The 15,424-nt window shown below is 39.3% G+C and carries 13 protein-coding genes; 12 read left to right on the top strand and 1 reads right to left on the bottom strand.

Annotation, left to right across the window (positions count from 1 at the left end; genetic code table 11):
- Positions 1-149 precede the first annotated feature (149 nt).
- Positions 150-1,028 carry a LysR family transcriptional regulator gene (locus AN964_RS17880; protein WP_055740991.1) on the bottom strand — a complete coding sequence of 293 codons (879 nt, stop codon included), beginning with the start codon at positions 1,026-1,028 and terminating at the stop codon, positions 150-152.
- Positions 1,029-1,186: 158 nt separating this feature from the next.
- Between AN964_RS17880 and hpaI the strand changes: the two genes are divergently transcribed.
- The 12 genes from hpaI (at position 1,187) to AN964_RS17815 (ending at position 15,375) form a co-directional block, all read left to right on the top strand.
- Positions 1,187-2,113, top strand: a complete 927-nt coding sequence (gene hpaI / locus AN964_RS17875) for a 2,4-dihydroxyhept-2-ene-1,7-dioic acid aldolase (protein ID WP_055740990.1) — start codon at positions 1,187-1,189, stop codon at positions 2,111-2,113.
- 14 nt (positions 2,114-2,127) lie between these two features.
- The gene (gene hpaE / locus AN964_RS17870; RefSeq protein WP_055740989.1) at positions 2,128-3,609 is read left to right on the top strand and encodes a 5-carboxymethyl-2-hydroxymuconate semialdehyde dehydrogenase; all 1,482 of its coding nucleotides are present in this window, start codon (positions 2,128-2,130) and stop codon (positions 3,607-3,609) included.
- Positions 3,610-3,659: 50 nt separating this feature from the next.
- A complete protein-coding gene (hpaB, locus tag AN964_RS17865) occupies positions 3,660-5,129 on the top strand; it encodes a 4-hydroxyphenylacetate 3-monooxygenase, oxygenase component (protein WP_055740988.1) in 1,470 nt (489 codons plus the stop codon).
- Positions 5,130-5,143: 14 nt separating this feature from the next.
- The gene (gene hpaD / locus AN964_RS17860) at positions 5,144-6,127 is read left to right on the top strand and encodes a 3,4-dihydroxyphenylacetate 2,3-dioxygenase (RefSeq protein WP_055740987.1); all 984 of its coding nucleotides are present in this window, start codon (positions 5,144-5,146) and stop codon (positions 6,125-6,127) included.
- Between the two features lie 14 nt (positions 6,128-6,141).
- Positions 6,142-6,924 (top strand): fumarylacetoacetate hydrolase family protein, encoded by a 783-nt coding sequence (locus AN964_RS17855; RefSeq protein ID WP_055740986.1) that lies wholly within the window; start codon positions 6,142-6,144, stop codon positions 6,922-6,924.
- Positions 6,921-7,658, top strand: a complete 738-nt coding sequence (locus tag AN964_RS17850) for a fumarylacetoacetate hydrolase family protein (RefSeq protein WP_055740985.1) — start codon at positions 6,921-6,923, stop codon at positions 7,656-7,658. Before AN964_RS17855 ends, AN964_RS17850 begins: the two co-directional genes overlap by 4 nt.
- A gap of 319 nt (positions 7,659-7,977) precedes the next feature.
- Positions 7,978-8,364 carry a 5-carboxymethyl-2-hydroxymuconate Delta-isomerase gene (locus AN964_RS17840; RefSeq protein ID WP_055740983.1) on the top strand — a complete coding sequence of 129 codons (387 nt, stop codon included), beginning with the start codon at positions 7,978-7,980 and terminating at the stop codon, positions 8,362-8,364.
- Between the two features lie 33 nt (positions 8,365-8,397).
- Entirely contained in the window at positions 8,398-8,862 is a 465-nt protein-coding gene (locus AN964_RS17835; RefSeq protein ID WP_055741285.1) for a flavin reductase family protein, read from the top strand.
- An 88-nt stretch (positions 8,863-8,950) separates the two neighbouring features.
- Entirely contained in the window at positions 8,951-9,280 is a 330-nt protein-coding gene (locus tag AN964_RS17830; RefSeq protein WP_055740982.1) for a DUF485 domain-containing protein, read from the top strand.
- A complete protein-coding gene (locus AN964_RS17825) occupies positions 9,277-10,800 on the top strand; it encodes a solute symporter family protein (RefSeq protein WP_055740981.1) in 1,524 nt (507 codons plus the stop codon). Before AN964_RS17830 ends, AN964_RS17825 begins: the two co-directional genes overlap by 4 nt.
- 130 nt (positions 10,801-10,930) lie before the next feature.
- Positions 10,931-12,952: a prolyl oligopeptidase family serine peptidase gene (locus AN964_RS17820; RefSeq protein ID WP_083489399.1), complete on the top strand. Its 2,022-nt coding sequence runs from the start codon at positions 10,931-10,933 to the stop codon at positions 12,950-12,952.
- Between the two features lie 290 nt (positions 12,953-13,242).
- Entirely contained in the window at positions 13,243-15,375 is a 2,133-nt protein-coding gene (locus AN964_RS17815) for a YhgE/Pip domain-containing protein (protein WP_055740979.1), read from the top strand.
- Positions 15,376-15,424: the final 49 nt, after the last annotated feature.

The raw sequence follows: 15,424 nt of genomic DNA, 5'->3' as shown, positions 1-15,424 counted from the left end.
AATAGTTTTGAATTATGTAAAAGGTCTTTATTCGAGTAATTTTACTAAATTAAACCAATTTGGTAAATGGATTAGTGTAAAAATTATGAATAACATGACTTTGTTCCTGCAAGTAAAAAAGGAGACAAAATTTATAAATTGTCCCCATTTTATTGAAACATTTGAATAAAATACTTTGCATTTTTGGATAAATATCTATCTTTTTGCCAAATAATAGCTGCCTCAGTTGTGATTGTGGAATCACAGATTTCGAGCACTTTTATATGATCAGACGGAAAGGAAAGAAGAGCATCCCTTGGAATAATCGTTGCTCCGATTCCAGCGGAAACAAGGGATAAAATCATTGAAACATCCGGACATTCACAGACAATTTTCGGTTCAAATCCGTGCCGTCTGCATTCATTTACTACTAGTTCAAATTGCCCAGAACCTTGAATGCGATGGAGCAGCAGCAGCGGCAGATCTTTTAGATCCAACATACTGATTTCGTTTTTAGAAGGCTGTATGTTCATAAATTCGTTTGGAAGAACCGCTACATATGGATCCTTGGATAAGCGAATAAAAGAGAAATCGTTAAGGTCCATTGGAAGCCGAGTAATACCAACTTCTATTTCTCTATTTTTTAAAAGCTCACCAATGACAAAGGTGTCCCCTTCCCTAAGTTGTAGGGTGACTAATGGATATTTTTGGAGATATTCTTTCATTTTTTGGGGCAAGTGGGCAAAGCATGACTTTACGGATCCTATCGATAAGACTCCCCGAAGTCCCTCATTTGATTCACGTACCTCATCTATTGTTTCTTCTAATTGTTTTAGTAAATTTTGTGCGTGCTTATACAGTACCTCGCCAGGTTGTGTGAGCTCTAACTTTCTGCCATTTCTTGCGAATAGTGTAACCCCTAATTCTTCTTCCAAAAGCTTTAGCTGATGACTGAGCGGAGGTTGTGCCATGTGTAGTTTTTTTGCCGCACGGGTTATTTGTCCCTCTTGGACAATAGTGGAAAAATAGCGCAATTGCTTAATATCCATCTTATCTCCTCCCCAAATTATTTTTTGCATACTTTTTTTATATATAAAACAAATATTTTAAATATTTTAAATATAATTTAACATATGATACATTTCGGTTGTAAGGGTTTTCAAAAATGATTTTTTCAATTTAACCAACTTTTGAGGAGTGGAGGAATATGAATCGTTACGAAGAAGCAAAACAAAAATTGCGAGGATCGATAGCCCCAATAATAACCCCATTCAACGAAGATTTTTCGATTGATTATCCGACCTTTGAAAAACTGATTCACTGGCATATAGAAAGTGGAACACATGGGATTTCCGTTACTGGAACAACGGGGGAACCAAGCTCATTAACGGTAGAAGAGCGTGTAAAAGTCATGGAGACTGCGGCAAAAGCAATAAATGGCAGGGTTCCTTTCGTTCCCGGAACAGGCTCCACCAATCATCAAGAAACCTTATACCTCACGAAAAAGGCTCAGGAACTCGGGGCAGACGCGGCACTTGTCATCGTGCCATATTACAATAAACCTTCACAACATGCCTTATACAAACATTTCAAAGCAGTAGCTGACTCAGTGGATATCCCAATTATTGTGTATAACATTCCAGGAAGAACGGCAACCAATTTACATGTCGATACATTGGCAAGACTAGCGAAGGATTGTCCTAATATCATTGGTGTGAAGGAATCCAATAAAGACTTTGAACATGTGAATCGTGTATTGCTTAAATGCGGAAGAGATTTTCTGCTTTATTCCGGTATTGAATTGTTATGCTTTCCAATGCTTGCGATTGGTGGAGCTGGCCATATTAGTGCAACAGCTAACATTACACCAGACAAAGTAGCGGAAATTTATAACGCTTGGGCAGAAGGGGATGTGAAACGAGCTCAGGAACTCCATTATGAACTAATGGAATTAAATGACGTGCTTTTTAAAGATACGAATCCTGCTCCATTAAAGGCTGCATTAGGAATGATGGGGAAAATCAAACCGGTTTTGCGCTTGCCAATGGATTTACCATCAGATGACTTACAAAAAGAAATTCGTTCGGTTTTATCACACTATGTCGAATTACATGATGAGATCGCTTCAAAATAGCAGGAGGGTTTGGAATGGAGAAAATACAAGACGTAAAGCTCTATATCAATGGACAATTTGTGGACGCCCATTCAGGAAAGACATTTGAAAATCTTAATCCGTTTACGAATGAAGTGATAAACAGAGTTGCAGAAGGAGACAAGGAGGATATCGAAGCGGCGGTGGAAGCCGCATACACTGCGTTCAAAGGCGAATGGGGCAATATGAAAGTCAGCGAAAGGCTTAAATATATTCATAGAATTGCAGATTTAATTGATGAACATATCGAAGAAATCGCTCCACTGGAATCACTAGATACAGGGCTTCCCATTAGCCAAACGAAAAACATGGTAGCACGTTCCGCACAAAACTTTCGTTTTTATGCGGAGATGGTTGCGAGTCGTATGGTTGGTGAAGCATACCAAGTGGATGGGGAGTTTTTAAATTATACAATCCGAAAGCCTATTGGTGTTGCTGGATTAATTACTCCTTGGAATGCACCGTTTATGCTTGAAACATGGAAGATTGCCCCCGCTTTGGCAACGGGAAATACAGTTATATTAAAGCCAGGAGAATGGTCGCCGCTGACAGCGAACCGATTAGCGGAAATCATTGATAAGGCAGAGCTTCCAAAAGGTGTGTTCAATGTAGTACACGGATTTGGAGAAACAGCGGGAGCATCATTAGTTGCACATCCGGACGTCAAACTGATCTCTTTTACAGGAGAAACCACAACAGGGTCGGAAATTATTAAAAATGGCGCTGATTCCTTGAAACGTGTTTCGGCTGAATTAGGCGGAAAATCACCGATTATTGTTTTCGAGGACGCAGATTTTGAAAGAGCGCTTGATGCTAGTACATGGGGAATCTTCTCCTTTAATGGGGAAAGATGTACAGCAAACTCAAGACTATTTTTACATGAATCCATCTACGATAAATTCGTTTCTGCCTTAAAGGAACGCATTTCCAATATCGTCATTGGGGATCCGCTACATAAAGATACAGAGGTCGGCCCATTAATTCATGTCGAGCATTTTAACAATGTGAAACGATATTTGGAAATTGCAGTGCAAGAGGGTGCTGAAGTGTATTCCGGTGTAATACCGGAAGAATTTCATAAAGGAAATTTTGTTCCGCCGACATTGCTTTTAAATGTTGAAAATCATATGAGAGTGGCCCAAGAGGAAATCTTCGGACCGGTAATGACTGTTATGAAATTTAAAACAGAAGAGGAAGTCATCGAGCTTGCCAATGATGTAAAATACGGGCTTGCAGGCTATGTATGGACGAAGGATATCATGCGCGGACACAGGGTGGCTCAAGGAATCGACTCTGGAATGATATGGATTAATTCGCAAAATGTTCGGGACCTCCGCATTCCATTTGGCGGAACAAAAGCAAGCGGAATAGGGCGCGAAGGCGGACATTACGCTTTCGATTTTTATACTGAAGTACAGGTTATTCATGTCGCATTAACAGAACATCATATTCCGCAATTTGGGAAACCAAAGGCGTAAATTAGGGTGAACTACATCGTAGCGGTCTTAATAATAAAGGGGGATAAAATATGCCAGCTAAAACAGGAAAAGAATATATCGAACGGTTAAAGAAAGCAAATAACAATGTGTATATACATGGAGAGCGAGTAAGCGATGTAACAGAGCATCCGGCCTTCAAAAATGTAATTCAATCGATGGCTAAATTATATGATCTTCAATATGAAAAGCCAGAGAAAATGCTATATTCGTCTCCAACCACTGGCAATAAGGTTGGGATGACTTTCCTGCAGCCAAAAACGATTGATGATTTAATTGCACGAAGAGAAGCCATCACAGAATGGGCACGAACATCCGGCGGTTTAATGGGTCGTTCCCCGGATTATCTCAATGCCGAAGTAATGGCGATGGGTGTGTCCAATGAATTATTTGCTGAAGCAGACCCAATGTTCGCAGAAAATGCAAAAAAATATTATGAGTATGCCAGAGAGAATGATATTAGCTTAACTCATACATTAATCCATCCTCAGGTGAATCGAGCTAAAGCCCAGCATGAACAGAAGGATGCCAATGTGGCATTGCATCTTGTAGAGAAAAAGAAAGAGGGAATCATTGTCGACGGAATCCGTCTTCTTGCTACACAAGGAGGTATTACGGATGAAATTCTTGTCTTTCCATCCACGGTGAAAAAATCCGGTGAGTTAGATGATCCTTATTCCATCGCATTTGCGATTCCAAACAATACTCCAGGTTTAAAATTCATCAGCCGTGAATCGTTTGATTATGGCAAAAGTGAGTGGGATCATCCACTTTCCTCCAGATTTGAAGAGGGAGATGCAATTGTTTCGTTTGAAAATGTTTTTGTTCCGTGGGAAAGGGTATTTGTTTGCGGTAATTCATCCATCTGTAATCGCACGTTCCGGGAAACAAATGCCGTTGTTCATATGGCTCATCAAGTCCTGGCGAAAAATATTGTCAAAACGGAATTCCTGCTTGGTTTAGCATTAAGTGTAATGGATGCTATTGGAATTGATCAATTCCAGCATGTTCAGGATAAAGGTGCCGAAATAATGATGACCCTTGAAACGATGCGCAGCCACTTATACAGGGCAGAGCATAATGCCAAGCTGGACAAATGGGGGACGATGACACCGGATTATGTTGCTTTAGACACGGCAAGAAACTGGTATCCTCGTGTGTATCCTCGCCTTGTGGAAATTTTACGTGTTTTAGGTGCATCCGGATTAATGGGAATCCCAACCGAAGCAGACTTCCGAAATGAGGACATTGGTGCGATCATTCATCGTGGACTTCAGGGGAAAAATCTCGAAGGCTATGAACGCGTCCAACTGTTCCGATTAGCATGGGATATGACGATGAGCGCCTTTGGAAGCCGTCAAATGCATTATGAATATTATTTCTTCGGTGATCCAATTCGCATGGGGATGGCTTACTTTGATTCTTATGAGAAAGATTCCTATAAAGAGATCATTCGCGAGTTTTTAGGGAAGGTAAACACTAGTAAGCCTAGCTTTGTATGAGGAGGATTGGAGAAATGAATTTTAATATTATTCGTGCCGCCAGAGCCGTTTTCAATGTAACCAATTTAGAGGAGTCCCGAAGGTTTTATATAAATGCACTTGGTTTTGTCGAAACTGCCAGTGATGAAAATCATATTTATTTAAGAGGACTCGAGGAGCATTGCCACCATAGTCTTGTACTGCAAAAGGCGGAAGAACCGAGCGTAGAGGTTATAAGCTATAAGGTTCAATCGGAGGCAGATCTTGATGCATTATCCGCGTTTTTTTCCGAAAAGGGCTCTCAAACGAAATGGATGGAAATAGGTACGCAAAAAGCAATGGGGCGAACTCTGCGTGTTCAAGATATTTCTGGTTTGCCGCTTGAGTTTTTCGCAGAGATGGAGACGGTAGACAGATTGCTGCAGCGCTATGATTTATATAAGGGAGCTCGTGTCCAACGAATTGATCATTTTAACTGTGCTGTGGAAGATGTTGAGAAGGCATATCACTTCTATATCAATGAATTAGGATTTGCCTGCTCTGAATATACTACCTCCAATGATGAACAAATATGGGCTGCATGGCTTCACCGTAAACCAACCGTCCATGATGTTGCCTTTATGAACGGCGTTGGCCCGCGGTTGCATCATGTTGGTTTCTGGCTAAGCGATCCAATGAGTGTCATTAACACATGCGATGTTTTAGCTTCCCTCGGTTACGGTGCAAGCATTGAGCGAGGGCCTGGCCGCCATGGATTATCCAATGCCTTTTTCTTGTATTTACGTGACCCGGACGGTCATCGCATCGAACTGTATAACGGTGATTATTTAACAAGTGATCCAGATTTCAAGCCAATTCGCTGGGATTTGGATGATCCGATGCGCCAAACATTTTGGGGCCATGCCGCACCAGACTGTTGGTTCAATGAAGCTTCCGTTGTGTTGGATGTTCATACAGGAAAAAAAGTCGAAACGAAAGAGCCGAAATTAGAAAAGAAAAAGCCGACGATTATTATTTAATAAGGAGTGACTCTATGCCAAAGGTTACATTTAAATTTCAAGGCTCTCAGCTTTTCCATGATGGGGAAGTAAGGGAAAATACTCTCCATTATAATAGTGAAACCTATGAAATTGGCAAACTTCTATGGGATGCTCCAGTATCAGGAACCATTTATGGCACTTTACTAAATTATAAAGGAGCATTGGAGCAAATGGGGGATTCGGTTCACGATGCCCCCTATAACAAACCGCCGGAAGCTCCCATCCTTTATATAAAGCCTATCAATACCATTACAGGGTATGGGATGCCCATTCCGTTACCGCTAGATTCTAAGGAACTTGAAATAGGAGCTGCTTTGGGAATCGTCATTGGGCGTTCAGCGACACACGTCAGTGAATCAAAAGCATTAGAATATGTGGAAGGCTATACCATTGTGAACGACGTTACTATTCCGCATGAAAGTTTTTATCGTCCCGCAGTCAAACATAAAGCAAGAGACGGATTTTGTCCGGTTGGCCCATGGATTGTCGTTAAGGAAGGAATAAATCCCGATTCTCTTCGTATTAAAGTTTTTATCAACGATGAACTTAAACAAGAGAATACAACTGCAAATTTAATAAGATCTGTCTCAAAATTGATTGCAGAAGTGACGGAATTTATGACTCTGTCAAAAGGGGATGTCTTGCTGGTTGGTGTACCAGAGAATCCGCCGAAAGCCAAGGCTGGAGATCGCGTTCGCATTGAAATTGAAGGAATTGGAAGTTTGGAAAATGTAGTTGTGGATGAAAAGGAATTGGTCGCGGGGGTGAGATTATGAAAAGGGCTCGAGTCGTATACAGCGGGTCCATTCACCACGCTGTTGATCAAGACGGGCGCCTCCTACTCGACAATGGGAAAACCGTCCGGGAAGAGGAGGTTATGTGGCTACCGCCTGTTGAACCTAAAACCGTATTTGCTCTCGGTCTGAATTATGCCGATCATGCTTCTGAACTTTCTTTTCAGACACCGTCGGAACCGCTTGTTTTTCTGAAAGGACCAAACACCTTCATCGGGCATAATGGGCAAACAATAAGACCTGCAGATGCAACCTATATGCATTATGAATGTGAGCTTGCTGTAGTTATAGGAAAAATGGCGAAAAAGGTCAAGGCTGACAATGCCTATGAATACGTCAGCGGCTATACCATTGCAAATGACTATGCCATTCGGGATTATTTAGAGAACTATTACCGACCTAATTTAAGGGTGAAAAATCGCGATACCTGCACACCGATTGGTCCCTGGCTAGTAGATGCAGAAGATGTTGAGGACCCGATGAATTTAACGTTGAAAACGTATGTAAATGGAGAGCTGACACAAGAAGGCAATACAAAGGATATGATTTTTAGCATCCCAGTTTTAATCGAATATTTAAGCAGCTTCATGACATTAAACGCAGACGACATCATTTTAACGGGAACACCAAAAGGATCATTCGATACAGCTGTAGGGGCTGAAGTAATTACCGAAATCGAAGGAATTGGCCGCTTAGTGAACACTATTGTAGATTGAGTGTGGGGAGTGGGATAGGTCCCTCGTCCCTGCTTGTAGGTAGTTCAATAACCTGTCCATAATATGGGGTCAAAAGGCCAAAGTGGTAGGAAAAAGGAAGCGCCAAGTCCTTTATAATCCATAAATAGCCACTTTGCCCGGAATTTCGGAAAGGGAATTAAGAAATAGATAACCGCTAACAAAAAAATGATAGAAAAACCGGATAACTCTAGCGGATCTTGTAGCTAATTCCGCCAAAACGAGCGATAATTCCGCCAAAACAGGAAATAATTCCGCCAAACCAAAAAAGACAAACCTTGTCCCAGAAAGGAAGGGAATCATGCCGCATTTCATTCTTGAATATACCGACAATCTAAAACCAGATGCCAATATTCCGCTGCTGCTTGAAAAAATCAATAATGTTTTAATTTCCTATCAACCTATTTTTCCTATTGGAGGCATCCGGTCAAGAGCAATTGAATTGCAGGATTATAGAGTGGCGGATGGTAAGGAAAATGATGCATTTGTTCATGGAACGTTAAAAATTGGTGCCGGTAGATCCGAAGAGATCAAAAAACAAGTTTGTGATGCATTATTTGCTGTAATAAAAGATCATTTTCAAGATTTGTTTGAAAAGCGTTATCTTGCTCTATCTATGGAACTAATTGAATTCAGTGAAGCGGGAACCTATAAACATAATAATATTCATAATCGATTTAGGAGGTAACGGAACATGAGTGCATTAAAGGAGGCCCACATAATGGATGATCGTACATTTCGCAATGCGATGGGGAAATTTGCAACGGGGGTTACGATTATTACTACTTCAGTGAATAATCAAGTACATGGCATGACTGCAAATGCCTTTATGTCTGTTTCTCTTAACCCAAAGCTTGTTTTAATCTCGATTGGAGAAAAGGCAAATATGAATCAGCGAATTAAGGAATCTGGAAAATTTGGTATTAGTATACTCACAAAAGACCAGCAGGATATGTCCATGTACTTTGCAGGACAATTGAAGGAGCAGCGAATGATTGATTTTGATTGGATGCAGGATATCCCAGTAGTTCCAGGTTCAATCGCGAATATTACTTGCAATGTCCATGCAACACACCAAGCAGGCGATCACACTTTATATATTGGCGAGGTTTTAGACATTGTTGTTAAAGATGGCGATCCACTTACGTTTTTTGAAGGGAAATATAGAAATCTAGTTAATTTGTAAAGGCGTTTTGAAATCAAAAGTCTAAAGACTCTTTATAACATTGTAAATGGATGTATCGAAACTTATTACGAAAGAAGTGATTCGGACTATGAGGGATGAAGAGAAATATGAAAAAATAGCTCAAATGCCGGGCTTTCAACAACTTTTATCGAAAAAAAAGAAATTCATTCTTACATCTACTCTCACCATTTTTATTCTATTTATGGCCCTGCCCGTTTTGACTTCCTATTCAACTATTCTTAATCACTCTATTGTCGGTCCTATTACATGGGCTTGGTTTTGGGCCTTTATGCTATTCGTCATGACCTGGCTCTTCTGTGTCCTCTATACAAAAAAAGCGAATTCATTTGATCGATTAAGTGAAACAATTAAAGAGGGGGCAAATAAAGAATTGGCTGTCAAGGAGGCAAAGGTATGAACTATACAGTCATTAGTCTATTTCTGGTAATCGTTGTTGCTACCCTTGTTATTACCTATTTCGCAGCCAAATTAACCAAAAATACAAATCAATTTTATACAGCCGGAGGGGAATTGAAGGGCTGGCAAAATGGGGTTGCTATTTCCGGTGACTTTATGTCTGCCTCTTCTTTCCTTGGAATTGTAGGTGGAATTGCATTAACTGGATTTGACGGATTATATCTATTGCTAGGTGCATTACTTTCTTACCTGGTTGTTATGTATTTAGTGGCGGAACCTCTTAGAAACTTAGGAAAATACACGTTGGCAGATATGATTACGGCCCGTTTTAAAGCCAATAAAGTACGTGGATTTGCGGCACTTAATACTGTAACCATTTCTGTCTTTTACATGGTCGCTCAATTAGTCGGAGCAGGGGTTCTGATTAAAATGCTCATTGGGATACCTTATGTACCATCCCTAATTATCGTTGGAGTACTCATGACGGTCTACGTTCTGTTTGGAGGGATGACCGCAACAAGCTGGGTACAAATCACAAAAGCATTTTTATTATTAGGCGGTACATTCGTTCTTTTTATTCTTGTTTTAAGCAAATTTCATTTTAATATCATCGATATCTTTGAAAAAGTAAAAAGCGCTACTCCATTTGGAGAAAAATATTTAGAGCCGGGAATTAAAAATAAAAATGGTCTCGACGCCATATCTCTGAACTTTGGATTATTGCTTGGTACAGCAGGTTTGCCACATGTGTTGATACGCTTTTTCACGGTTAAAGATGCGAAGACAGCCCGAAAATCTGTGACTGTTGCTACATGGGTGATTAGCATATTTTATGTTATGGCTATTTTTCTGGGGTTTGGTGCGGCGGCACTAATTGGAACGGATAAAATCATTGCTGAAAATCCCGCCGGTAATATGGCTGCACCAGCATTGGCCCGAATTCTTGGAGGGGATTTCTTATTCGCCTTTATTGCTGCAGTTGCATTTGCGACCATCTTGGCAGTCGTTGCCGGAATTGTATTATCGGGTGCCTCCGCATTTGCACATGACTTTTATAATGGGATCTTGAAGCAAGGCAAAGCAAGTGAGAAGCAGCAATTGAAAGCTGCGCGGATTGCTTCCATTCTCGTACCTGTTATTGCGATTATTATCTCTTTATTTGTACAAAATTTAAATGTTGCCTTTCTTGGATCATTAGCGTTAACCCTTGCTGCCAGTGCTAATCTTCCTGTTATTCTACTAACTATTTACTGGAGAAGATTTAATACCGCAGGGGCGATAACAAGTATGATTGTGGGATTATTTTCAACGATTATTTTCGTTCTCTTAAGTCCAAATGTTTGGGATCCAAGCGGACATGCTATTTTCGTAGGAAAACCAATATTCCCACTTGCCTCACCAGGAATTGTTTCGATTCCTCTTGGATTTATAGGAGGATTCATAGGTACATTACTATCGAAAGAAAAGGATAGAAACTATGAAAAAATCCTTGTCCAATCGAATTTAGGTCAGGATGTTTAGTAAGAAGATTCTTTAGCAATCTTCTTTTTTTTTGGAAATAATTGAATCTTTCCGTTTTTTAAAAGGGATTTTTATTTCGAACGGCGAAGTATAGAGAAAGATAGTCATAAAAGGTTCAGGGGGAATGAGGATGTTAACCATTAAAAAAAGTGATATTGTGGAGGATTTTCATGGCACGAAGGTTCCCGATCCATATCGGTGGCTGGAAGATCCAACCTCACAAGATACGATAGATTGGGGAAAATGGATGTCGGAGCAAGCTGATGCCTATTTTGAACAAATCGGTACACGTGAAAAGGATAGAGAAAGATTAACAGAGCTATTTAATTATCCAAAATATTTCGTTCCGAAAAAAGTAAAGAACCGCCTTTTTTATCAAAAAAATGACGGTCTGCAAAATCAAGCTGTTTTATATATGAAGGAAGGCGAAAAGGAGTCTGTTCTTATTGATCCGAATACGCTAAGTGAAGATGGAACCGTTGCAATGACCAATTACTCCTTCAGCAAGGATGGACATTATATTGCATATGCAACTTCCACTCATGGAAGTGATTGGCAGGAGCTTCATGTAATTGATATTAATAGCGGTGAAAAACTGACTGATCATATCCAACATGTTAAATTTACTGGGATTTCTTGGGCACCTGACACTTCAGGTTTTTATTACAGTCGTTTCCCGGCGCCTGGTTCGGTAAGCAAGGAAGACGAGAGCAACTATAATAAAGTATATTTCCATAAACTAGGGACTGGTCAAAGTGAAGATCAATTAATCCACGAGCAGCCGGAAGAGAAGGAATTAATGTTCAGTGCATTTATAAGTGATGATGAACAATACTTATGCCTCCATGTGAATCTTGGAACAGCAACGGAAAATCGTTTTTACTTGAAAAAGTTAGATTCAAATGATGGTTTTACACGTTTATTAGATAAACAAGATGCGGAGTATTCGTACATCACGAATATCGGCACAACCTTTTATTTTAAAACAAATTTAAAAGCGCCAAATGGCAGAATTATCGCGGTTGATGTGGATAATCCCGATCCGGAAAATTGGACGGAAGTTTTACCGGAACAACAGGATGTAATCGATGTTGTCAAATATGTAAAAGATCGATTTGTGGTTGCAACCCTTCATGATGCCCATCATCAACTTCATGTTTATAAAATGGATGGGACGTATGAAAATGAAATAGCTAATCCAATGATTGGTTCATTAACAAACATAACAGGAAGCAGCGAAGATGATCAAATTTATTTTGGAATGACATCATTTTTAAGTCCAACAACCGTTTATCATTACAATGTTTCTGAAAATCAGCTGGAAACCTTTGCGGAATCCCAATTAGAAATGGACATATCCGCTTATGAAACAAAGCAAATTTTTTATACATCAAAAGACGGCACAAAAGTCCCTATGTTCCTGACTCACCATAAGGAAATCGAACTTAATAGGCAAAACCCTGTGATTTTATACGGTTACGGCGGATTCAATATTAGTATGACTCCATCTTTCAACCCAGCTGTTTTACGTTGGTTGGAAAAAGGCGGTGTCTATGCTGTTGCAAACCTCCGCGGAGGAACCGAGTATGGAGAAGAGTGGCATAAAGCAGGGATGTTGGAAAATAAACAAAATGTCTTTGATGATTTTATTGCGGCTGGTGAGTGGCTAATTAAGAGTGGTTATACAAGCAAGGAAAAACTTTCCATCATGGGTGGTTCAAATGGCGGACTCTTAGTAGCAGCATGTATGGTGCAAAGACCGGATCTGTTTGGCGCAGTGCTTTGCCGTGTACCGGTAATTGATATGCTTCGTTATCATAAGTTCACGATTGGCCGATACTGGATACCGGAGTATGGAAATGCTGAAAATCCGGAACATTTCCCATTTATGTATGCTTATTCTCCACTTCATAATGTGAAAGAAGGGCAAAAATATCCGCCTATATTAATTGCAACAGCGGAAAGTGATGACAGGGTAGTACCTGCCCATGCGAAAAAGTTTGCCGCTACATTGCTGGAGAAAGCAGATAAAGGATCTACCATTCTCCTACGTATCGAATCGAAGGCTGGTCATGGTTTAGGAAAGCCAACATCCAAACTAATTGATGAATGGGTAGACTTTTATGCGTTTTTAGATAAGGAATTACAATAATGGAAGAAAGCCTTGAGTACCGAATAAAGTACTCAAGGCTTTTTTATCGTATAAGAAGTTGTGCTTCACTTTGATTTAGTTGGTCATTGTCTAGTGCAAGCAGCATATCTGCTAGTGGATTCACCTTCTCCATGATTTACCTTGCTGTGTTTCCTTCATCTCGCAAGTGCTACGAAATCCGTATACCAATGGGCAAGGTCAATAAATAAAATATTCCCATTTGGAGAACCTTTACATAGAGAGCAATTATGATGCTGAAAAGAAATAAGGAGAGCTCAGGTGGGGAAAAGATGGGTACTATTTTGCGCATTTATGCAAGAGATATGAAGAATATTATAACAAACTGGGTTGCATTAGTGATTATGTTAGCCCTAATTGTCTTGCCATCCCTGTATGCATGGTTCAACATTAAAGCTTCTTGGAATCCTTATGGAAATACGAGAGGAATTGCCGTTGCAGTTTCCAATCTGGATCAAGGAACCGTTATGAAAGGGAAGCGCATTAATGTAGGCAATGAAGTCGTCCAATCCCTTCACCAAAACAAAAAATTAGGGTGGCAGTTTGTAAGCGAGGATGACGCGCTTGATGGGGTGAAACATGGGAAATACTATGCCAGCATTACAATACCAAAAGATTTTTCCGAGAAAATAACTTCTATTTTAAACGCAAATCCAAAGAAACCTGTCATTGTGTATACAGTAAATGAAAAAATCAATGCTGTTGCTCCGAAAATCACCTCTTCTGGTGCAAGTGGAGTCGTGGATCAAATTAGTAAAAACTTTGTAAAAACTGCCAGTGAAACCATCTTTTCCATATTCCGTGAAATTGGGATTGAATTGGAAAGAGATTTACCTGCAATTGAAAGAGTTAAAGAACTCATTTTTAAAATAGAAGCAGATATTCCGAAAATCAACAGATATGTCAATATAGCTTTAAATGATGCAACAAAAGCTCGCGATATCGTAAGGAATGCTCAGGGAAGTCTTCCGAAAGTGCAAGAAATAACGAAAAATGGAATGGAACTTACTAGCCAACTCTCCAATTTTTTATCTAAGGGTGAAGCTGTTTTAAACAAAATAGAACCTGCTACTAAGGAAAATTTGATTTTGCTTAGTGAAATAGCCAGTACATCTCAAGGAATAGTCTCACATATTCAGAATAATACAGCGTCAAAAGCTGAAATTGAAAAGGCCATCATGAGTTTACAATCCGGTGTGAACATAACCGATACTTTAAATAATACATTAAAACAATTGGATGGTATCAGCGGAAGACAGGAAATGATGCCAATTAGTCAGCAAATCGCAGCTGTAATGAATCAATTTCAACAAGAGATAAATCTTTTAAAGGTAGTCTCAAATGATATTGACAGAGGGCAACAAATCTCTAAAGATGTCATCGATCGTATAAACGGATTATCAAGTACTGCTTCTAATACATTGAATCGATTAGTAACAAATTATGATTCCATTATCGTCCCAAAAGTACAGCATTCCATAGACATTGCTAAGACAAGTGTAAATAATGCAGGTCAAATATTGAATCAAGCAAATAAAGATCTTCCAACTATAAAAAAGCTTTTAAATGATGCTTCCAAAGGAGCTGTAATGGGTATAAACGAAGTTACAAGGCTAAAAAGGGAACTCCCTGGAGCAGAAACACAAATTAAAAAAATTGCAAATCGAATACGTGATTTCGAAAAAAAGGAAAATATTCACGACATTATTCAATTATTGAAGCATGATGTTCAAAAGGAGAGTAATTTTTTTAAGGAACCAGTTTTATTAAAAGAAAGACAGCTGTATCATATTCCTAATTATGGATCTGCCATGTCCCCATTTTTTACGACATTATCTTTATGGGTTGGGGCAATGCTATTAATATCGCTCCTAACTGTAGATGTTGAAGACCTGCATATAAAAAGCTATCAAATATTTTTTGGGCGCTATTTGACATTTTTAACCTTAGGATTATTACAGTCTTTGCTAGTAACGATTGGAGATATTTACTTTCTGCATGCATTTGTTTTGGAAAAACTTTGGTTTATCCTTTTTGGGTTATGGAATAGTGCTGTTTTTATCACAATGGTATATACATTGGTTTCCGTATTTGGTAATATTGGAAAGTCAATTGGAATTGTATTATTAGTTTTACAAATTTCTGGGTCTGGTGGAACTTTTCCTATTCAAGTTACTCCAACCTTTTTTCAAAAATTAAATCCCTTTTTACCCTTTACCTATTCAATTAGCCTGATGAGAGAAGCGGTAGGAGGAATTTTATGGGATATTGTTCAGAAGGATATGTTGATTTTATGCCTTTTTGCGCTATTGTTCTTCCTCATAGGAATTTTTCTAAAACGGCCAATCAACCGAGTTAGCGATAATTTTGTAAAAAAAGCAAAAGAAAGTAAATTAATACACTGAGAAATTATCCTACAAAAATTTAATTTGAATTCGAGGAATAATATACCAT

Origin of the sequence: Heyndrickxia shackletonii (assembly GCF_001420715.1) — a bacterium.
Lineage (GTDB): Bacteria > Bacillota > Bacilli > Bacillales > Bacillaceae_C > Margalitia > Margalitia shackletonii.
This window is presented reverse-complemented; position numbering and strand designations above follow the sequence as displayed.